This window comes from Aliiroseovarius conchicola (assembly GCF_041403445.1).
Lineage (GTDB): Bacteria > Pseudomonadota > Alphaproteobacteria > Rhodobacterales > Rhodobacteraceae > Aliiroseovarius > Aliiroseovarius conchicola.
In genome coordinates, this window is the sequence record NZ_JBGEHL010000006.1 from 180,111 (window position 1) to 201,944 (window position 21,834).

Annotated in this window: 18 protein-coding genes; 6 read left to right on the forward strand and 12 right to left on the reverse strand. The window is 55.2% G+C overall.

What is annotated here, in order from left to right; genetic code table 11:
- Window positions 1–30: 30 nt before the first annotated feature.
- Window positions 31–975 (reverse strand): 4-hydroxyproline epimerase, encoded by a 945-nt coding sequence (locus V6N04_RS12395; RefSeq protein ID WP_371170487.1) that lies wholly within the window; start codon window positions 973–975, stop codon window positions 31–33.
- Window positions 966–1,925 carry a dihydrodipicolinate synthase family protein gene (locus tag V6N04_RS12400; RefSeq protein ID WP_371170488.1) on the reverse strand — a complete coding sequence of 320 codons (960 nt, stop codon included), beginning with the start codon at window positions 1,923–1,925 and terminating at the stop codon, window positions 966–968. The genes V6N04_RS12395 and V6N04_RS12400 overlap by 10 nt, the downstream gene beginning before the upstream one ends.
- 152 nt (window positions 1,926–2,077) lie before the next feature.
- Here V6N04_RS12400 and V6N04_RS12405 point away from each other — a divergent pair, with 152 nt between their 5' ends.
- A complete protein-coding gene (locus tag V6N04_RS12405) occupies window positions 2,078–2,743 on the forward strand; it encodes a GntR family transcriptional regulator (protein ID WP_371170489.1) in 666 nt (221 codons plus the stop codon).
- A gap of 44 nt (window positions 2,744–2,787) precedes the next feature.
- Here V6N04_RS12405 and V6N04_RS12410 read toward each other — a convergent pair whose 3' ends face one another.
- The 8 genes from V6N04_RS12410 to V6N04_RS12445 form a co-directional block, all read right to left on the reverse strand.
- Window positions 2,788–3,624: an alkaline phosphatase family protein gene (locus tag V6N04_RS12410; protein WP_371170490.1), complete on the reverse strand. Its 837-nt coding sequence runs from the start codon at window positions 3,622–3,624 to the stop codon at window positions 2,788–2,790.
- 53 nt (window positions 3,625–3,677) lie between these two features.
- A complete protein-coding gene (locus V6N04_RS12415; protein ID WP_371170491.1) occupies window positions 3,678–5,315 on the reverse strand; it encodes an ABC transporter ATP-binding protein in 1,638 nt (545 codons plus the stop codon).
- Window positions 5,312–6,127, reverse strand: a complete 816-nt coding sequence (locus V6N04_RS12420; RefSeq protein WP_371170492.1) for an ABC transporter permease — start codon at window positions 6,125–6,127, stop codon at window positions 5,312–5,314. Before V6N04_RS12420 ends, V6N04_RS12415 begins: the two co-directional genes overlap by 4 nt.
- The gene (locus tag V6N04_RS12425) at window positions 6,124–7,080 is read right to left on the reverse strand and encodes an ABC transporter permease (RefSeq protein ID WP_371170493.1); all 957 of its coding nucleotides are present in this window, start codon (window positions 7,078–7,080) and stop codon (window positions 6,124–6,126) included. Before V6N04_RS12425 ends, V6N04_RS12420 begins: the two co-directional genes overlap by 4 nt.
- A gap of 9 nt (window positions 7,081–7,089) precedes the next feature.
- Window positions 7,090–8,679, reverse strand: a complete 1,590-nt coding sequence (locus V6N04_RS12430) for an ABC transporter substrate-binding protein (RefSeq protein ID WP_371170494.1) — start codon at window positions 8,677–8,679, stop codon at window positions 7,090–7,092.
- Between the two features lie 223 nt (window positions 8,680–8,902).
- Entirely contained in the window at window positions 8,903–11,557 is a 2,655-nt protein-coding gene (locus V6N04_RS12435; protein WP_371170495.1) for a TRAP transporter large permease subunit, read from the reverse strand.
- A gap of 11 nt (window positions 11,558–11,568) precedes the next feature.
- Window positions 11,569–12,561 (reverse strand): TRAP transporter small permease subunit, encoded by a 993-nt coding sequence (locus V6N04_RS12440; RefSeq protein ID WP_371170496.1) that lies wholly within the window; start codon window positions 12,559–12,561, stop codon window positions 11,569–11,571.
- Between the two features lie 104 nt (window positions 12,562–12,665).
- Window positions 12,666–13,751: a TRAP transporter substrate-binding protein gene (locus V6N04_RS12445; protein WP_371170497.1), complete on the reverse strand. Its 1,086-nt coding sequence runs from the start codon at window positions 13,749–13,751 to the stop codon at window positions 12,666–12,668.
- Between the two features lie 386 nt (window positions 13,752–14,137).
- Between V6N04_RS12445 and V6N04_RS12450 the strand changes: the two genes are divergently transcribed.
- The 5 genes from V6N04_RS12450 (at window position 14,138) to mqo (ending at window position 20,864) form a co-directional block, all read left to right on the forward strand.
- Entirely contained in the window at window positions 14,138–14,605 is a 468-nt protein-coding gene (locus V6N04_RS12450) for a MarR family winged helix-turn-helix transcriptional regulator (protein WP_371170498.1), read from the forward strand.
- Window positions 14,606–14,615: 10 nt separating this feature from the next.
- Window positions 14,616–15,665: an efflux RND transporter periplasmic adaptor subunit gene (locus V6N04_RS12455; protein ID WP_371170499.1), complete on the forward strand. Its 1,050-nt coding sequence runs from the start codon at window positions 14,616–14,618 to the stop codon at window positions 15,663–15,665.
- 9 nt (window positions 15,666–15,674) lie between these two features.
- Window positions 15,675–18,716, forward strand: coding sequence for an efflux RND transporter permease subunit (locus V6N04_RS12460; protein WP_371170500.1), 3,042 nt, complete (start codon window positions 15,675–15,677; stop codon window positions 18,714–18,716).
- Between the two features lie 248 nt (window positions 18,717–18,964).
- Window positions 18,965–19,390 carry a cupin domain-containing protein gene (locus V6N04_RS12465; RefSeq protein WP_371170501.1) on the forward strand — a complete coding sequence of 142 codons (426 nt, stop codon included), beginning with the start codon at window positions 18,965–18,967 and terminating at the stop codon, window positions 19,388–19,390.
- A complete protein-coding gene (mqo, locus tag V6N04_RS12470; protein ID WP_371170502.1) occupies window positions 19,377–20,864 on the forward strand; it encodes a malate dehydrogenase (quinone) in 1,488 nt (495 codons plus the stop codon). The genes V6N04_RS12465 and mqo overlap by 14 nt, the downstream gene beginning before the upstream one ends.
- 185 nt (window positions 20,865–21,049) lie before the next feature.
- On the opposite strand, the gene V6N04_RS12475 is transcribed toward mqo, so the two are convergent.
- Window positions 21,050–21,523, reverse strand: coding sequence for an SRPBCC family protein (locus tag V6N04_RS12475; RefSeq protein WP_371170503.1), 474 nt, complete (start codon window positions 21,521–21,523; stop codon window positions 21,050–21,052).
- 64 nt (window positions 21,524–21,587) lie between these two features.
- Window positions 21,588–21,834, reverse strand: a 247-nt coding sequence (locus V6N04_RS12480; RefSeq protein WP_371170504.1) for an amidohydrolase family protein, incomplete at its 5' end; no start/stop codon positions are given.

Sequence of the window (21,834 nt, forward strand, 5' to 3'; positions counted from 1 at the left end):
TGGTGGTAAATGTGCTGTGACAGTTTCAGATCACTCAAGGCGGCGGGTCAAGATGCCGTCACGAAATTGATCCGCGTTGTCGAAATATAGCTGTGCGTCTGATGTGACAAATGCCTGTCCCTCGATCGTCACGATAACACCGCCATTCGCACCCTCTTCATAGCGGGCTTTGTAGGTGCTTCCGATGACACTTTCTTGCGTCCAAAGCTCTCCAGGTGAGAGCACACCATCTTCGGCAAGGCAGGCAATCTTGGCCGACAGCCCTGTGCCACAAGGCGAGCGATCATAGGCGCCCCCCGGACAGAGAACAAAGTTTCGACCATCCGAGCCGCCCGGGTCCGGCGGCCCGGTGAACTCGATGTGGTCGATCTCGGCCTCTCCTTGACCAGTGATCTGCCTAGCCTTTAATGCGCTGCGAACTTCAAGTGCTACGGAAGTTAGTTTTGAGATATTCACAGGCTTGATTTCGAGTTGATCAAGCGGCGCAATGAAGAACCAATTGCCACCCCAAGCGACGTCGCCCGTGATCTCTCCGAGCCCGTCGACATTAAGCGTTACACCCGCCCGATGACGGTGGCTTTCGACATTGGTCACCTGTACCGTGTTGCGATCCAGCAGGTCGACGGAAACGATGCCAACAGGGGTTTCAATGCGGTGCTGACCCGGTGCGATCTGCCCTAGATGAGCCAGCGTCACAGTCAACCCGATGGTCGCATGCCCACACATGCCAAGATTGCCGACGGTGTTGAAATAGATCACACCAGTCACGCAGCTTGGATCTGTCGGGGGCACAATTAACGCACCGACCATTGCGTCATGACCGCGGGGCTCAGCGATAGTTGAAGTGTAGAACTCTGGATATTCGGCGCGCAATCGGACGGCACGTTCAGCCAGCGATCCCTTGCCCAGGTCGGGACCTCCGTTAAGGATCACGCGCGTCGGTTCGCCTGCGGTATGGCTGTCAATTACGCGCATTCCGCCACAACACCCCCCTGCGCGGACCAGTCAGCGTACCAGCTTTGAAACAACCTAAACTGAACTTCTGCATAGTTTCGTTGTGCATCTGTCAGCTGGTCAGATTCATTGAATTGAATGCGGTATGCGTTATCACCCGTCATGACCATCAGATGCTTGTAGTAGAGCACCAAATCTGGACCTTCGTCAAAACTTGAAAGCACACCCAAGGCGGCCTCAAGCTCTAAGGCCTTTTGCCGTGCCTGATGATCCCCGCTGGCGGCCCGTTTGCACAGCGACACAAGATGTAGAACCTCGCGTGGCAACACGTTCCCAATTCCTGTAATCGCGCCGGTAGCGCCGCAGTTCACATACCCATGATAGACGGCTGTATCGACACCAATCATAAGCGTCACATCGTCATCCTGAGAGGTGATATTCTCAGCCGCATAGCGCATATCAGCAGCCCCGCCGAACTCTTTGAAGCCGATCAGGTTTGAATGCTCTGCGCGCAAGGCAAAGAACAGATCGGCGCGGGTGGCGAAACCGTAATACGGACTGTTGTAGATCACTGCCGGCAACTCGGGTGCCGCCGACAGGATTGCCGCAAAGTGGCTACGTTGCGCAGTCAGCGATGATCCGCGCGATAATACTCGGGGGATCACCATCAGGCCCTTCGCGCCAACTTTGGCGGCATGGGCGGCATGTGCCACGGCCATTTTTGTGTTTACAGCCCCGGTGCCAACGATGACGGGGATGCCAGCTTTGGCCAATCGCGATACCCCTTCCATTCGCTGTTCATCCGTCAAAAGCGGCCAATCCCCCATTGATCCGCAATAGACCACGGCAGACATGCCGGCCTCCATCAGTTCTTGCCCCTTGGAAACGAGGGCGTCAAAATCGGGGCGTCGGTCCTTTGTGCAGGGCGTCATCAGCGCGGGGATGCACCCCGAAAAAATGTTCGTGTTCATTGGAATATCCTGATGTCATTGCTCACGCGAGCGGTGGAATATTGTTGCCCAAATAGGTTTAGCTTAAATTGGATCCAATATGCAATACTGGATTCAATATGCTTCACCACCCGATCGTTGCCTGATAGGCTCCGCTGGAAAAGGAACCGCCCATGCCGCTCAAACCCGTCGATATCTCCAAGACTGCATCCGCCGCGACAATCATTTTCGAGGCCCTCAAAAAAGCGATCATAGAAGGCGAGATAGAAGAGGGTGCGCCGTTGCGGCAGGACGAGATTGCAAAGATGTTCAACACGTCCCGCATTCCAGTTCGCGAAGCAATCTTGCGATTGGAGGAACACGGGCTTGTCAAATCTCAACGCTATCGGGGCGCAGTTGTGTCGTCATTATCGTCGCAAGAAGCCGCCGAGATATTTGACTTTCGAGCCGTATTGGAGCCGCACGTCATCCGCCACGCTGTGCCGCGGATGACGCCCCAAATACTCAGTACCGCGCGTGGATATTGCGAGGCGTTTCACAGCGAAAGAGATCCCATGAAATGGGGCGACCTAAACAGATTGTTCCACGCGACGCTCTACGATGCCAGTGAGCTGACCTATCACCTAGAGGCCATTGACGGTGCGTTGAACCGGATTGACCGCTACCTGCGGGCGCAACTGGTGCTTAGCAACGGCATGGGGCGCGCGAACGAGGAACACATGCAAATACAAGCAGCCTGCGAGCGCGGTGACGCGGCGGAGGCCGCCGCCCTCACCGAAAGTCATATCCTCGGCGCGCGCGAAAGTCTGATCTTGCATCTGTCATCACTGCAAACATGAAGCGGCGTGCGATCACCTTGTCGGCCGACTAGGCCCGCAACGCTTTAATCTAGGAACACTGCACCCTTCATCGTATCGGGTATTGGTGCACCAAGCCGCGACAATATCGTTGGCGCGAGCTGCAACTGGCACAATCGTTCGTCGAAATCTGGACCGGTCGCCGGTCCGAAATAATATAGCGCCACGTCCTGTTGAACATCCTCGCGGCCCCCATGGTGGCCCCGGTCTGTTTGTCCATGATCAGCAGTTACGATGATTTCGTATCCATCAGCGCGCCAACGGTCTATAAACAATGCCAATTGTTCGTCCGCTGCAAAGCAGGCGTGGTCCATCTCATGACACTCATGCCCAAAACGATGCCCCATACTGTCCAGTGTGCAGGTGTGCAAAATACCGTAGTTCAGCTTGAAGCGCTCGCTGAGCATCGTGAGTGTGGCGAATAAATCTACGTCTGCAGGCGTGGTTTGATTGACCATACCGTATCCAGTCATGGTGTGAAAACGCCCATGATTAATGGATTGGCTTTCGGGTTCATCATACTCAATGTCGCGCACCAAATCGAAAGGGGCGCGATTGAAGAACTCGGACCAGAAGCTGTGTGTCACGGCACCGGTGACACCACCTGCCTGACGCACTTGGCTAAAGATATCAGGTTGGCTCAGGCGAAAGACATTGTTGTTACCCGTACAGCCATGTTCCTGCGGCGTGACACCGGTATGGATCGAGGCATAGCAACTGGCCGACGTTGACGGCAGGGTTGCCCGCATTTTCCAACGCTGGGCATGGCCGGTGTCCACCCAACCTTCCAGATTTCCAAACAGACGACGCCAGTTTCTCCACGGTACACCGTCGAGAATAATCAAAAGCAGCTTGCGATCCATGCGATGACCCTGCGTATTTCAATATTGGTTAATTTGAGGAACTGACGTACCCGTCAGTTCCCAGCGCTTTCCATCTTGCGATGCTTGACGACTTCTTCAAGCCAACCCAGACGCATTTCGGGCACCGAGCTGAGAAGAAGATCCGTATAGTCGTCAAACGGCGGCGACAACACCTCGGCCTTCGGACCATACCGGACGACTTTACCTTGGAACATGACCGCGATGCTGTCAGCGATCGCACGGACGGTCGCGATGTCGTGGGTAATGAACAGATAGGCGACATTCTCGATTTTCTGCAGGTTTTCCAGAAGTTTGAGGATGCCATCCGCCACCAACGGATCAAGCGCCGAGGTGACCTCGTCGCAAATGATGATCTTTGGTTTGGCCGCCAGCGCTCGTGCAATACACACACGTTGCTTTTGTCCGCCGGACAGTTCGGCCGGGTAGCGGTCCATGAACTCGACACCAAGCTCGATCTCATCCAGCAGTTCAACAATGCGCTTGCGCTTTTCTGCACCGCGCATGCCGAAGTAGAACTCCAAAGGTCGACCAATGATGGTGCCCACGGTCTGACGTGGGTTCATCGCGACGTCTGCCATCTGATAGATCATTTGCAGCTCGCGAAGGTCATCCTTGGTACGACCCTCAAGATCGGCAGAAAGTTCGCGACCATCAAAGATGATCTTGCCGTCACGCGGGGGCAGTAGCCCTGTGATCACACGGGCGGTAGTCGACTTTCCCGACCCGCTTTCCCCAACAACCGCTAGGGTTTGACCGGGGTGAAGCTCCATCGACACATCATGAAGGACGTCAAAATTTGTACCTTTATAACGTGCCGTCACGTTTTCGACCCGTAGAACAGGATTGTCTGTCGGGGCTTTGCCGTCGTGTTGGATTGATCGGACGGACACCAAATCGCGCGTGTACTGTTCTTTCGGCGAGTTGATGATCTGATCGGTCGTACCGTGCTCAACCATATCGCCCATGCGCAGCACCATGATCTCGTCCGAGACCTGAGCCACAACCGCAAGGTCATGCGTGATGTAAAGCGCAGCGACACCGGTGTCCCGAATGGCCTCCTTGATGGCCATCAAGACGTCAATCTGCGTGGTCACATCAAGTGCAGTGGTGGGTTCGTCGAACACCACCAAATCAGGTTCAGGGCACAAGGCCAGGGCCGTCATGCAACGCTGAAGCTGACCACCGGAAACCTGGTGAGGATATCGATCGCCAATATTTGCGGGATCAGGCAATCCAAGCTTGGTGAACAGCTCAACCGCACGGGCTTCAGCATCTTTCTTTGAGAACTTACCGGCATGAATCGAGGCCTCGATTACCTGCTCCATGATCTTCTTGGCAGGATTGAAGCTGGCTGCAGCAGACTGACTGACATAGGTCACCTCGGTCCCACGCAAGCTACGAAGATCTTTCAGATTCGTACCAAGAATCTCGCGACCGTTAACCCAGACTTTGCCGCCGGTAATCTCGACGCCGCCACGGCCGTAGGCCATGGAGGCAAGACCAATCGTAGACTTACCAGCCCCGCTTTCACCGATCAGGCCAAGGACTTTGCCTTTCTCCAGTTCGAAGGACACGCCATGCACGATCTCAATGTCACGCGCCTTCTCTCCCGGAGGATAGATGCGCGCACCGATCTTGAGGTCCTGGACTTTGAGAAGCTTATCGCTCATCCGCGGCCTCCTTTCAGGCTGGTGGTGCGGTTCAATACCCAGTCCGCCACCAAGTTGACCGAAATCGCCAATGTGGCAATCGCAACGGCTGGCACTAGGGCCGCCGGGATGCCGTAGACGATACCGTCTTTGTTCTCCTTCACGATGCCGCCCCAGTCCGCATTTGGAGGTTGAACTCCGAGACCAAGGAACGAAAGCGTCGAGACGAAAAGCACCGCAAAAATGAACCGCAAACCCATTTCAGCAACAAGTGGAGACAGCGCATTCGGCAAAATCTCACGGAAGATGACCCAGCGCCGACCTTCACCTCGGAGCTTAGCGGCTTCCACAAAGTCCATGACGTTGATATCGACCGCAACCGCCCTAGCCAGTCGATAGACACGGGTACTGTCAAGCAGACCCATAACCACGATCAAGACAAGCATCGTGACAGGCATGACAGACAGCACAACCAGCGCGAAGATCAAGGTCGGGATAGACATGATCAGGTCGACGAAGCGACTCATCACCTGATCGACCCAACCGCCGATAACGGCAGCAGTAAGGCCTAGTACGGAGCCTGTTACGAAGCTGATGATCGTAGCTGCGGTGGCGATAAAGATGGTCGTTCGCCCACCATAGATCATTCTGCTTAGAAGATCGCGCCCGATATTGTCGGTGCCCAACCAGTGTTCAGCTGAAGCAGGTTCCCAAACATCGCCCACAATCTCGGTCATCGGATACGGGGCAATAAGCGGAGCAAAGATAGCACCTAGAAAATAGATGCCGGTGAAAAACAGGCCAATAAGGGCCGCCGGAGGTATTCTTGTCATTTCGGGTGCCTCAGCCTTGGATTTGCGAGGATCGACACGATGTCAGCGATCATGTTGAGCCCGATATAGACAGCCGCAAAGATCAGACCACAGGCCTGAACGACCGGGACGTCTCGCTTCGCAACATGGTCAACCAGATACTGGCCCATGCCGGGGTAGACAAAGACCACCTCGACCACAACGACACCGACGACCAGATAAGCCAAGTTCAGCATGACGACGTTGACGATGGGGGCAATAGCATTCGGGAAAGCGTGGCGCGCAATGACCTGAAAACCGGACAGACCTTTCAGTTCGGCGGTTTCGATATAGGCCGACTGCATCACGTTCAAAATAGCGGCGCGCGTCATTCGCATCATATGGGCCAACACGACCATGGTCAGCACCGCAACTGGTAGCGCAATGGCGTTTAGCTTCTCGCCCAGTGTCATCGAATCATAAATCGTAGCCACCGTGGGCGCCCATCCCAGTTTCACGCCGACGTAGAACATCAGGATGTAGCCGATCAGAAATTCAGGAACCGAGATCGAGGCGAGTGTGACCGCCGAAATCAGTTTGTCGGGCCAGCGTTCGCGGTATCGAACAGCCAAAAGCCCCAGAAAAATAGCCAGTGGAACAGCGACAACAGCGGCCCAGAACGCTAGGAACAAAGTGTTTCCCAATCGCGTGGACAGGCTGTCGACAATGTCTCGCCCGTTTGTCAGCGCCGTACCAAGATCACCTTGGAGCGCCGCGAAGAGCCAGTCAAAATAGCGTGTAACAGCGGGTTTGTTCATACCCAGCTCTTCACGCAGGTTTGCAAGGCTTTCAGGAGTTGCGGCTTGCCCCAAGATACTTTGGGCAACATCGCCCGGTAGGATCGTCGTACCGACAAAGATCAATACCGAAGCGGCGAGGAGAAGAAGGATGCTCAGCGCAAGGCGCTGAGCAACGAGTTTCAGGATCGGATGCATCGTGGACCCTTACGCGTCCAGCCAGCATTTGATCGGCGCCCAAGAATACATAAGGAATCCGTTGGGATCGTCTTCGTATCCTTGAACTTTGTTCGTGATGCCATCAACGAAGTCGTTGAACATCGGGCAAATTAAGCCGCCCTCATCACGAACCAGCATCGCCATGCGGGCGTACATCGCCTTGCGTTTTTCAATATCAAGCTCGCCACGCGCTTTAACAAGCAGGTCATCGAATTCGGCATTCTCAAAGCGCGTGTCGTTCCAGTCAGCCTGCGAGTAATAGGCGGTCGTATACATCTGATCCTGGACTGGTCGACCTGACCAGTAGGACGCACACCAGGGCTGCTTGTTCCACACTTCCGACCAATAACCATCGGCTGGCTCGCGCTTTACTTCGATGTTGATGCCTGCCGCTTTCGCGCTTTGCTGGATCAGCTGAGCCGCGTCGATTGCACCCGGGAAGGCTGCATCCGAGACGCGCAGAATGATCGGGCTGCCGTCGTGGCCAGATTTCTTATAGTACTCTGCCGCTTTTTCCGGATCATATTTGCGCTGCGGGATGTCCGCATCAAACAACGGGTACGCTGCGTTGACCGGGAAGTCGTTGCCGACAGAACCGAAGCCACGGAGAATCTTGTCAACCAATTCGTCGCGGTTCACAGCCAATTTCAACGCCATGCGCAGGTCGTTATTATCAAACGGCGCAGTATCAACGTGCATCGGGAAGACGTAGTGCGCACGCCCGGCTACGTTCTTGATCTCTACGTTTGGTGCGCGACCCAACAGGCTCGCGACCTTGGGATCGACAGAGTTCACCATGTGAACCTGACCAGATTGCAGAGCGGACATACGCGCGGTGTTGTCATTGATCACCAGAAGCTCGACCTCATCCACATGGCCGCGGTCGGGATCCCAATAGTTGGCGAATTTCTTGAACCCGTGGCGCACGCCTGGTTCATCAACCTCTACGGTGTAGGGACCAGTGCCGATACCAGCACCGGGATCATCAAAACCACCGTTGGGCTGAATGACAAGGTGCCAGTCGGCCAACAGGTAAGGAAGGTCAGCAGAGGGGTTTTCCATGGTGATCGAGAACGTGTCACCATCCGCTTTCATGCTTTCGATGCCACCGAGCACGCCCAAAGCACCGGATTTTGAATCTTCGTTTGCGTGACGCTCGATTGTTTTCAGAACATCATCGGCAGTGACTGTTTTCCCGTTGTGGAACTCAACATCCTTACGGACCTTGAAATGCCACTGCTTTGCGTCCGGCGTACTTTCAACGCTTTCCGCGATCCGCAATTCGATCATACCTTCAGGTGACACGTCTACCAACTGGTCACCATACAGGCGCAGGTTCATCCCTGGAACTTGCGTCGCGGCCGGAGCCGGGTCGAGCGTGTTGGTGCTTTCACCACCCAACATACCCAGCTTGAATGTCCCACCTTTAACCGGCCCAGCCGCTTGCGCTGCCGTCGTTAGCATGGTGCTTGCGGCGGCGGCGGAAACGCCCAGCGCGCTGGCGCGACCCATAAAGTCGCGGCGAGACATCTTGCGAGATGCAACCTGCTTGGAAAGATATTCGAGTTCGTTGGACATAAAGTGCTCCCTAGTTGATAGATGCGTGCCTTTTTCGGCCGCTTATTCTTCGGTTCGCCTGACAGAGTTGACCAGATGACTGCAATGCGCAAGGCCAGATACCGACTTTGCATCCCTATTTTCCGACACTTATGTAACGTTAACATCGCAAATCGGTTGAACGGATCAAATAAAAAAGGTCGGGACTGGTCCCGACCTTTTTTTGTTCTTCACGTTGATTTTATTAGAAATTCAGAGAAATGTCCCTGTGGTGAGCGGAACATGACGCCATGGCAAGGGCCTGTTCGCGTGTGAACCGGTCCTGCACGCGAACACCCAGTGTATCCCGGATCGCATCCAGATACTGAGTGATCTGGGGTCGCAACTGGGCCTCAGCTGTCATGCGCCACACCATCTGAGAATCGAACTCTGCCACAGCCTTCTCATACGCTTTCAACGCCTTTTCGCGGTCGGGTGACTTAGATTTCAGCGCCTTTCGAGCTTTGCTAAGCGCGCTCTTTATATCGCCAGCCCCGTCGATCCGACCGAAAGCTTTCGACAGTTGGTTCACGACCTCTTCCGCATCTTTCTCAGGCACGGTTTCAATGGTGTCTTTCAGGTCGCGAAGCTCGCCCTCAAGCGCGGCGAATTCAGCGTTGGCGTCAAACACTGACAAGAGCGCCAGCGGTTCCTCGTAAGCTTGATCCGCCGCCCGACGATATTTCGCACGCGCCGAGTTTTCCGCCGTCGTCAACTCAAGGAAAGCTGCGTTGGCATCTGCCCAGCTATCAGGAATCTGGCCCTCAAGATGCGCGATCTCAGCATTCAGCGCAGCAACGTCTGCTTTCAGTGCAGTCCGCGCCTCCGCTTCGCTTTCTTCGCGCATACGGCTAATGCGGGTTTCCAACTTGCCAATCTCTGACTGAGCGCGACGGATTCGTTTTTCAACACCACGCACCTGCCGGAGCTGAGGACGATAGTCGTTTGCCGCTGCTTCAACATTGGCTGCGGAGGTGAAAGCAGTCTCTAGCTCTGTGATCGCGGTCTCAGCGGACGAAAATCCGCCAGAGAGGCCTTTCGCCAAATCCTTGGGCAAGATCGACAGGTCCATCGCCTGCGCGGTGGCCACAGCATCTTGAGCGACCGTACTTTGCGATAACTTTTCGCCAACATAGTCCTCGACGCAGAGCTGCAGTTTCGGATTTCGCGGTGGCGGGCTGCTTTCGGACAGAAAGCTGACTCGGTTTGGTAGGTAATTCACCAGCGGAGGATACGCCCCCACAATTGCCAACGCCGAGATCTGAAGCAAGATGAAGGCGATAACGCCTTTATACATCTGTACCGTTTTCACGATCGCTGGTGCCACACCGCGAAGATAGAACAACGCGAAGCCAAAGGGCGGTGTTAGGAAGCTGGTCTGAATGTTCAGGCCAATCATCACACCCAACCAAACGGCGGTGATGTTCGCCTCTGGATCCGACAGCAGAATCGGCGCTACGATGGGTACGACTACCACGGCAATCTCGATGAAATCGAGGAAGAAGCCGAGGATGAAGATCACCAGCATCACGATGACGAACTGTGTCCAGAACCCACCTGGTAGACCCAAAAGGAAGTCGCGGACCAACTCCTCGCCCCCGAAGGCCCGGAAGGCGGCGGTCAGCATGGCCGCACCAAGTAGAATGATGAACACCAGCGAGGTCGTCTTTGCCGTCTCCAGCATGACGCCGGCCAGAGTGTTCTCGATCTTGAGAACACGCCAACATGACCAGACCAACGCGACAAGCAACATGATCGTGGCGATGACACCAAGCGTAATGCCCATGCGGTCGCTGCTGTCATTGATCGACTTCACATTCATGTCGAAGTTCATCAATGCGAATGTCACAAGCAGCAGCGCGGCGATGGCTAGAAGCGCGGGATAATACAGCCCCCGACCACCTTCAGGTAATCGGTAGCCTGCCATAATCATCGCGCCTGCAGCACCAATCGCGCCGGCTTGGTTTACCGTGGCGATACCAGCGATGATGGACCCAAGGACCAAGAAGATCAGTGCCAAAGGCGGCACCAATGTGATCAGGACATTCTTAATGAATGACTTGTCATACTTGCCCTCATAAGGAACCGCCGGGGCCAGCTTGGGCCGCAGGATCGCATAGAACAGAATGTAGAGCATATAGAGTGCAACCAGCAGAATGCCGGGAATGAAAGCACCCAAAAACATCTCGCCCGCCGAAGTCGAGGCAACGTCGAAGACCGATGGCATGGACAATTCGCCGGTGGCCTCTTTGTGCAGTGCCTTTCGCGCGGTAGACGCCTGATCCGTGGCTGATGCCAACTGGTCGGCGAGGATGATTAGAACGATAGAGGGCGGAATAATCTGACCCAGTGTGCCGGACGCGGCAATAGTACCGGTCGCCAGCGATGGCGAATAATTGTTACGCAGCATGGCGGGCAGGGAAATAAGGCCCATCGCTACTACGGTTGCACCAACGATGCCTGTGGTTGCTGCCAAAAGCGCGCCCACGAACACGACCGAGATGCCTAGCCCACCCGGCACAGGACCGAACAGTTGCGCCATCGTGACCAAAAGGTCTTCGGCGATTTTTGAACGCTGCAGCATGATGCCCATAAAGATGAACAACGGGATGGCGATCAGGGTATCCCTCTCGACCTCCCAATAGACCCCCCTAAGGTTCGTCACCCCGGCCGATAGCCATTGGCCCGGCCCGCCCGAATGGAAATAGGCATCCGTAGAGCCGGCAAAGATGTATCCTGCACCGGCGGCAAGGCCGATGGTGATGATCGCAGCACCCGGCAAGGCGAACGCAACGGGATAACCCGATCCAAGGGCCGCAGCCATGATCAGGATCAGAAGGGCAAGGAAATAGAGTTCCATCTGTCGTGTCCTTAGTGCGATACAGGTGCGATTTCGCGGTGGCCGGGTTCATCCCGCATATCCGCCACCGCCTCAAGGAAATAGCTGACGAACTGGATCAGCATCGTGATGGCAAAGATGCCCAGAAAGGCCGCCATCTGGTACTTGATGAACATTCCGACACCGCCGGATTGCGTGATCTCGAAATTGGCAACCGGGCTGTTGATGATCGACGTTTTGCCATTAAAGCCAATGGCTAGGATCACCCAGACTGTGCTCATCCCAAGAGCGATTGATCCAAAAGCGTTCACAAACCCGCGTTTGGTGCGGCCAAAGCCTGCGTAAAGGACGTCAACGCGGACATGTCCGTCCTCGAACAAGGTGAAGGCAGACGCGAATAGGAACAGGGCGGCATACCAGTAGCGCACAAGATCCCCCATTAAGGCCTGCTCATAACTGAAAACGAAACGCGAAATGACAATGGCAAGTTCCGCGGCAACGATCATCAGCGCCAACCATGTGAAGCCTAGCGTTCGGGTGAAAGCGGCCAACACAAAGCCGACAAAGACAAGCGGCATATGGATATAAGGGCCGACCCAGCGTGCCTTGCCGAAAAGCTTGCTTGTCTCGGTGCCCAGCGTGCTCTCTAGAATGCCTTCGACGCGCATGAACGCGATGGCGCTATCGACAATGCCGACCAACAGAACAGTCCAGAACATGGCGCGGATCAGGTAAAGGTTGAACCTGTGAATGCTCATGGCATCCCATCGCAGCGACGTTGTCCGTGTGCTTCGCACATAGAAAACTGCGGCGATGATGGCGATGCCATAGATACCAAGCTGGAACCAACTTGCGCTTGTCGCTGCACCGGTAAAGACCGGCATAGCACCGGGCATATCATACCCTACCACCAAAGCGTTGTTGACCAAGAAGGCGAACAAGAAAGCCAGCATGCCCCATGCAAAACTGCGGGCTATGATCGCTGGTTCACCGTCGCGTTGAATGTCGATAAAATCGGATGCCATGTGCTCCCCCGGGAAACGGCATGACGGAGGCGTAAAGCAAACCTTCCGTCTTGTAAAAGAGCGGAGCCGAAGCCCCGCTCTGTTATTGGTTAAAAACCAAGCACTTACGCGATATCAAGCACGCGGTTACGCTGGTTCGTATAGGCCACTTCGAATTCGCCCATCATCGCGCCCATTGCGCGCAGCTTGGCTTGGAAATCATCATTGATCTTCATGGCCAGTGGCGAGTGATCGCGGGTTTCTTCAAACACTTCCTCAGCCGCTTCGCCGAACGCGTCCCAGACCTCATCGTCGAATTCGCGGATGACGACGCCTTGCTCGTCAACGAGTTTCTGCAAGAATTCGCCGTTCTTGGCGATCAGTTCTTCGTGCGACGCGGCGTGTTCTTCGTTACACGCAGCTTCCAGAACCGCTTTCTCCCAGTCGGTCAGACCGTCATACCATGCTTTGTTCATGCCGAAGGCCAAACCACCACCGGGCTCGTGCATACCTGCCGCATAGTAGAACTTGGCAGCTTCGTAGAACTTCATGAAGTAATCGTTGTACGGGCCAACCCACTCGGTCGCGTCGATCGAACCGGATACGAGGTTTTCGTAGATCTGCGAACCGGGCAGCGACACGGTCGAAACGCCCAACTTGGACATCACCTGACCACCAAGGCCGGGAATACGCATCTTCAGACCCTTCAGGTCTTCTGCACTGTTGATTTCTTTGTTGAACCAACCACCTGCTTGCGTGCCGGTAGAACCGCATGCGAGGGCCTTCAGGCCAAATTCGCCTGACAGCTCATCCCACAGTTGTTGACCGCCGCCAAACTTGATCCACGCGTTCCATTCTGGCGTCGTCATGCCGAAGGGAACCGATGTGAAGAAGTTGAAGGCCGGGTGCTTGCCGCCCCAGTAATAGTCAGCCGCGATATAGGCCTGGCTGTTGCCGGACGCCACTTCGTCGAAAGCATCAAACGCACCGACACGTTCGCCAGCGGCAAAGTATTCCACCTTGAAGTGACCGTCGGACAGAACGCCAATACGCTCGGCCAGACGCTGTGCAGATGTGCCCAGACCGGGGAAGTCGCGCGGCCAAGTCGAAACGATGGTCAGTGTTTTGCCACCTTGAGCAAGGGCGGGTGTCGCAATTGCAGTCGCGCCGGCACCAAGTGCTGCGCCTTTCAGAAACTTACGGCGTTCCATAATGTGAATTTCTCCTCCGAGTTTTCGATATTTTCTTGTTCGAACACGGGCCGACCCAAGGGTCAGCTCTGCGCTGCCGCCAATTACTACGTAGTTGTATGCAGATTTCAATTGGTATTTCTTCAAGTGGTAATAATTTTTTACCAATTTGCGGATTTTGGTTAATCGAGGACCATCACATATAGGTGCCTAGACCAGCGTAACATATTGATGACGGAAGAGGATTTCCCAGTCCACAATGTGCCCTCCTCACTGCTATCGCAACAAAGTGCCGCACCCTGATCAAGGGTGCAATGACATGCGCTAACAAAACTCAATTTAATTCCTCTTATGGACATTTCGTAAAATGAAGTATATTAAAGGAGCCTAGCGAGTCGGAGGCTACTGTGACTTCTCAAGATCCATTGCATCCGCAACTTGCACCGGGCATCGAACCCGAGCTTGGCGCTCTTTTGGGCGTGTTCTCGCTCCACAACTACCTTGAAACCCTTATGGACGAGGTAGATGTTTGCAACGACGTGCCGCATTTCGAGCGAAAGATTATCGTCTGGCTGGACCACCCCAAACGCCTTGGGGCGCTGGCTCGGGACATGAACATTCTTCCATCTACGATGACGACACATGCAGATCAGCTTGAAACCCGCGGCCTTGTTACACGCGAGCGTGACCCCAATGACCGGCGCGCGTGGTTGTTACAGCTGACCCCGCCCGGCTTGGAGTTGCGAGCCGAGATGGTCGCGAAGGCCCGCGAACTTTTTCGCGGCACGCTAAACCTGACCGAGGCCGAACTGCACAGTTTTTCGAAAGTCTCGCAGAAAATCCATTCGAACATCCAAAATATCACAACCTGTTAAGGACCGGCACATGAGATTGTTAAAACCCTTGATGGCAGCGACGCTGCTGGCGACCGCCCTACCGGCATCACTGGCTATGGCGCAGGAGGTGGTCAAGCCCGCCAAGCTGATGACGATCACCGCCAACGACCAAACATTTAACCGTGTCTTCTTTGGTAAGGTCGTTGCACGGCAAAGTGTTGATTTGGCTTTTCAGGTGGGCGGGCAAATCGTTGATTTCCCGGTGATCGAAGGGGAGCTTGTGCCCGAGGGCGGACTGATTGCCCAACTGGATCAGGAGCAATTCGCGCTCGCGCTGGAGCAAGCCAAGGTCCAGAAGGACCAAGCCAAACGGACATTGGAACGGCTCGAGAAGCTAAAGGGCAGCACTGTCAGTCAAGTCTCACTTGATGATGCGGCGACGCAGCTTAGCCTATCCGACATCGCGGTTCGCCAAGCCGAGCGGAACCTGAACAACACTACCCTTCATACACCCTTTGATGCCATCGTCGCATCGCGCAATGTCGGAAACTTCGTCACAATCAACGCAGGCACGCCGGTTGTCCGCTTGCATGACATGAGCGAAGTCCGGATCGAGATCGATGTCCCGGAAATCCTGTTCCAGACGGCGTCGAGAGAACAAGACGTCAAGTTTCTGGCCGAATTCCCCGCACATGACGAAGCGCTGCCAGTTGAAGTTCGAGAATTCAACGCCGAAGCTGCTGCCGCAGGTCAAACCTATCGGATCACATTGGGGATGGCCCCGCGCGAGGATCTGCGCGTGCTTCCCGGCTCATCCGTCGACATCCGTGTTTCGGCAACCCACGAAACGCCCGGTATTCTGATCCCAGCGCCCGCTATCGTGGCCGCCCCGGATGGCGCATTGTCAGTGATGCGCTTCACCTCTACAGACGGAGAGATTGGTACCGTTGAAGCCACTCCGATCACCGTCGAGGCCGGCTCCAACGGCCAGTTTCGCGTGCTGTCGGGGCTGTCGGATGGCGACATTATCGTTAGCGCCGGGGCGTCTGCATTAACAGATGGTGAGACGGTGCGCCGTTTTGCCGGCTTTGCGAACTAGGGGGCGATAATGCTTAACATCGCACGCGCCTCGATTGAGAAGCCGCTTTATACGTGGCTGATTATCCTGACTTTGTTCCTAGGCGGAATATCCGGCTTCCTGAATTTGGGTCGCCTTGAAGACCCTGCCTTCACCATCAAACAAGCTGTCATTGTAACGCAATACCCCGGTGCATCGGCCGAGCAGGTCGCGACAGAGGTGTCAGAACCTCTCGAGAGTGCGCTCCAAAAAATGGTGGAAGTGGACAAAGTCACTTCGACCAACCGACCAGGCGAAAGCCGGATCGACGTCGAGATCAAATCCACGTACCCGGCCGCCGCCCTGCCAGCCATCTGGACCAGACTGCGCGCCCGCGTAAGCGACGCGGCCCGACAACTACCAGACAATGTTCAGACACCATTCGTGAACGACAGCTTTGGCGATGTGTTTGGCCTTTACTACGCCGTCACGGCACCCGGCTTCACGGATGCAGAAAAGTACGAGTTTGGAACGTTTCTGCGTCGCGAACTTTTGGCAGTCGACGGTGTGGCGGACGTGGACCTCTCGGGTTTGCCCGAGGAAGCGATCTATATCGAACCCGATATGACCCTGACGGTAAATCTAGGCATCCCACCAAACGCGATCATGGGTGCAGTGGCAACCGCAAACTCTGTGGCTGCTGCTGGCTCCTTAGAAAATGATGGCACACGGATTAATTTTCAGGCCCCGGAGGGATCAGAAACGGTATCAGATATTGCCGCACTTAGTGTCGGTGTTAACGGTAAACTCTACAATATCGCCGACGTCTCAACCGTTAGCCGTGGGCGCGTCGACGTTCCCAGCCAGATTATTCGCTTCAACGGGCAAGAGGCCTTCACGCTTGGTGTTGCGGGCTTGGAATCAGAAGATATCGTCAAGGTAGGGCACCGCGTTGACGCTCGCATCGCCGAGCTGTCCAAAGACATTCCCTACGGCATTCAACTTCATCCGATCTATCAACAACATTTGGTTGTCGAGCAAAGCTCCAACGACTTTCTGGTCAACCTCGCCATGTCCGTTGGTATCGTCATTGTCGTGCTTGGGGCCTTTATGGGCTGGCGCGCTGCGATTGTAATTGGCTCCACTTTGCTTTTGACCGTAGTTGGAACGTTGTTGTTCATGTCGATGTTTTCCATCGAGATGGAACGCATTTCGCTTGGGGCGCTGATTATCGCAATGGGGATGCTGGTCGACAACGCCATCGTTGTGGCCGAGGGGATGCAAATCTCGATGCTGCGCGGACGCACCTCGCGAGAGGCTGCCGATGATGCTGCACGCAAAACACAGATCCCATTATTAGGAGCAACCGTCATCGGCATCATGGCCTTTGCTGGTATCGGTCTTTCGCCTGATGCAACCGGCGAGTTCATGTTCTCGCTTTTTGCGGTGATCGGTATATCGTTGATGCTGTCTTGGGTGCTCGCACTGACTGTTACGCCACTACTGGGCCACTATCTGTTTAAACGAGACAATCAAGACGCCGACGATGCCTATTCCGGTGGCTTCTTTAAACTCTACAAACGTGTGCTTGACTGGGCCCTGACCTTCCGGTGGCCCGTCATTGCGGGACTGATCGCCATTACGGTGGCGTGTTTCGTAGGGTTTGGATCAGTCAAACAACAGTTCTTTCCGAACTCAAACACGCCGCTTTTCTTTGTTTATTACAAACTGCCTCAGGGCAGCTCTATCGAACAAGTGTCGGGTGATTTGGAGGTCATGGAGGATTGGCTGTTGGAGCAGGACCACGTCGTATCCGTGGCTTCTTACGCTGGACGCGGCGCGGTGCGGTTCATGCTCACCTATGACGGTGGCAAGGACAACCCGAGCTATGGCCACTTGATCATCCGCACAGATGAGCTAGACGCCATTCCGGAACTGCAATCCCGGTTGGAGACCTTTGGTCGCGACACCTTCCCGACCGCGGAGTTCCGGGTACAGCGACTGGTATTTGGGCCGGGCGGAGGAGACCCGATTCAGGCGCGATTCTCGGGCAGTGATCCGGTCGTTTTGCGTGAGCTGGCCGATCAGGCGATACAAATCATGCAAGATAGCTCAACCAGCCTGCTTAATCTGCGCACCGACTGGCGTGAACAGGAATTGGTGATCGAGCCCACCTATGCAACCGAGCGGGCTCAAACTGCAGGTGTCAACCGAGATGACATCGCGACCTCTCTCTTGTTTGGTACTGATGGCTTGCGTGCAGGCGTCTATCGCGAACGGGAGCGCTTAATCCCAATCATCATGCGCAGACCGCAACCCGAAGAGTTCAATCTGAATGATCAACTTGTCTATTCCCCCGTGGCTGGGACATACCTGCCGATTGAACAGCTGACCAACGGGTTTGACTATCGCGTCGAAAACACCTTGGTGCAGCGTCGCAACAGGGTTCCAACCATCTCGGTTGGGGCAGATGTTGTACCCGATGTCACCGCCGCACAGGCGCATTCTGAAATACGGGCCGCGATTGAGGCGATGCCCCTTCCCGCGGGCTATACTTTAGAATGGGGTGGGGAGTTCGAGAACTCATCTGACGCGCAGGCAAGCCTTGGGGCACAATTGCCCCTCAGCGCGCTTATCATGTTCATGATCTCGGTCCTGCTGTTTAACGCGATCCGGCAACCCATCATCATTTGGCTTTTGGTGCCAATGTCGGTGAATGGCGTTGTGATCGGATTGCTTGGCACGGGTCTGCCGTTCACCTTTACGGCGCTGCTTGGGCTGCTCAGCCTGTCAGGGATGTTGATCAAGAATGGGATCGTTCTGGTCGAAGAAATCGACCTGGTCCGCGCTGAAGGTGTGCCCTTGCGGAAGGCAATCATCGATGCGTCAGCCTCGCGGGTCCGCCCAGTGGTGCTGGCCGCGGTTACAACCATCCTTGGCATGGCCCCTCTACTCAGCGACGCGTTCTTCGTCTCTATGTCTGTGACGATTATGGGTGGCTTGGCCTTCGCCTCAATCCTAACCTTGGTCGCCGCGCCTGTGTTCTACTATGTGTTCTTCAAGCGGGATGAGAAACGCGAGGTCGCGGACTGATTGTCGGTCACGAAAACAATGGCGCTGCCCTATCTGGGCGGCACCGCAAGCACCTATGGGGTATAGGAAAACTCGTTCGGAGCAGGGATTATGCTTTCAACGCTAGGTCCCGTGGGTCAGGATAGTCGCGCCACCCGACCTGTTCACCAGTTGTCACTCACCTAACAGACACAGCTCTGATAATTCGTAGTGTTCGTGTTCGAGCACTCTTGGCTGTCAGCGACCCGATAAACTGAAAGGAAAAGAGCATGATCAGATGCGTACGCATATGGACGGGTGACGACAACCAGTCCCATTTCGAAGAGGGTCAGATCGACCTCGGCGGGCGAGCGGACGGCAAGTTGCGCAGTGCGGATATGAAGGTGAACATCACCGCGCTGCAGGAAACCGCCTCGGGCGGAACTTTCAGCTGGCATAATGCCCCTGTCCGTCAGTTGGTCATCACTCTGAGCGGGACGTTAGAATTCACCACGCGCGAAGGTAAATCCTTTACCATCGCGCCCGGCGACATTCTGTTGGCAGAGGATACCGCCGGCGGAGGGCATACCTGGAAACTCGTAGATGACGAACCGTGGCGACGGGTTTATGTTGTGCTTGAGCCTGGGGCTGACGTACCCTTCATCACGCCGAAAGCGGTAACCACAGGAGGCCAAGACGGGTTTGGATCATTCTGAAAAGCCCATAGACATCGCCCTGATTGGCGCGGGCATAATGAGCACCACCCTAGCGGCGCTGCTCAAGGAATTGCAGCCTGATCTGAACATCGCTCTGTTCGAAAAGCTAGATGATGAGGCACAGGAAAGCTCTGGCGCGTGGAACAATGCAGGCACGGGCCATGCAGCCAATTGCGAATTGAACTACACCACCGAGGGGGCCGACGGAAACATCGACCTGACCCGTGCGCTCAAGGTGAACAGCGAATTCGACATGTCTCGCCAGTTCTGGTCCCATCTGGTGAGAACGGGCGCAATCCCGGATCCGGGTGTGTTTATCCATCCGGTTCCGCATATGAGTTTCGTCACCGGTTCCGAACACCAGGCTTTCCTACACAAACGCCATGCAACTATGAGCGCCCATCACGCCTATCAAGGCATGGAGTACAGCGAAGATGCCACCAAAATAGCGGAGTGGATTCCGCTTGTGATGGGTGGCCGCGACACAACTCAGCCTATCGCCGCCACGCGGATCGCCAATGGCGCAGATGTGAACTACGGCGCGCTGACATCAGCATTGTTGTCTCATCTGAACAGGATGGAAGGGTTTTCTGTCCGTTTCTCGCAAAAGCTGGAACATCTGCACCACAAGGATGATGGCGGCTGGCTTCTGTCGTTCCACGACGAAGACAGCGGCACCAAACACAAGGTCGAGGCTGGCCACGTCTTTCTGGGTGCAGGCGGTGGCGCGCTACCCTTGTTACAAAAATCGCGTATCCCCGAGGCCAAGGGCTATGCCGGGTTCCCGGTCAGCGGGCAATGGTTGCGCTGCTCGAATCCCAAGGTTGTGAACCGCCACACCGCCAAGGTCTACGGTATGGCCGCAACCGGCGCGCCGCCGATGTCGGTCCCACATCTGGACACGCGAGTGATCGATGGCAAACGCTGGCTGCTATTTGGTCCCTATGCTGGGTTCACAACCCGGTTTCTGAAGCAGGGTTCGTTGTTGGACTTGCCGGGATCGGTGCGACCCTCGAACTTTGTGCCGCTGTTGGCCGTCGCCCATGACAACTTCCCGCTTGAGGAGTATCTGGTGGGACAGGTCGTCCAAACCATGGAACATCGACTGGATGCCCTACGCGATTATTACCCGAAGATGGAGCCAGCAGACTGGGAGTTGTCGGTGGCCGGTCAACGGGTGCAAATCATCCACAAGGATCGCCCCTATCACGGCCGCTTGCAGTTCGGAACCGAGATTGTGCAATCCGCTGATGGTCGTTTGACCGCTCTTTTGGGGGCGTCACCGGGGGCCTCCACCGCCGTAGCCATCATGATCGACGTACTAAAGCAAAACCTTGGCGACGCCTTGGTCGACCAATGGCAAGCTAAGCTCAGAAAGCTGGTTCCATCTTTCGGAATCGATCTGACTAAGGATGCAGATTTAACGAGATCTATTCGCGCATCGACCGCCGAATGTCTTGGGTTGCACGGTTAGAAACAACCAACCTTAGTCCTTGGCACTGATCGAACCTGGTCCGTTAATCGTTAGCGACATAGTACTGAAAAAAGTGTGGTGCCTATTTACTGACACCACATACTAGACTTTCCACTCGGCATTAGTTTCCGCTTGGCCGGGCAAAAGTTCAGATACTAGAGTTTCGCTTTGAAGGTGCGGATAAGTCAGTCAGCCGATAACTGGCTACTCTCAATCTTCTTCTTCAGCGTCAACAGGTAACGCGGCAGGCGTGGACCGTAGAGCCGGGTCATCAGCGCGAGGTAGAGCTTGCCGAACGTCCCGCTAGGTGGCAGGTCAGTTTCCAGCCGATAGGTCACCTCGGTCCGATCTAGTCTAAGGGCCTTGAGGCTGCGATGTGATACCAGCCAGGGGTCAACTCCTGGGTCGGTCTCAAACGCCACGACATTGGGCCGATCAAGGACTTTGATCCGCGTCGGTGTGACCGTTTTCACAAACGGTCGGAACAATGTGGAGTATTCAGTGGCGAGCGTTCCGACCTCAATCGATCCGTCGACCTCCATCTTATCGACTTCATTGCGCCAGTTGGGGTCTTTGGAAATGTCCGAGATGTAATCGAACACTGTTTCAATTGGCGCATTGATCACAATTGAATTGACCAGTTTCATGCGAGTAGGCATGGCAAACTCTCTTTCTTGGATGGTGTGGCATGGCGGGTGCGCGCGCGCACCCGCAGTTGCTGCGTCACTCGTAGATTGTGAAGTAGTTGATGGGCGCCCACTCTGGCAGTGCCGCAGGTAGCTCAGGGCTCAAACCTTCGTAAGGTCCACTTCCATAAACAACTTCGCCATCCATGATCGTAAGTACTGATTGGATCGACGAGATTTCGTCGTCAGGGACAGTGAAGTAATCCGCGCTAAGTAGCGCCATATCCGCAAGCTGACCGGGTGCAATACGCCCCTTTTCGTCCTCTTGGAATTGGTGCCAGGCG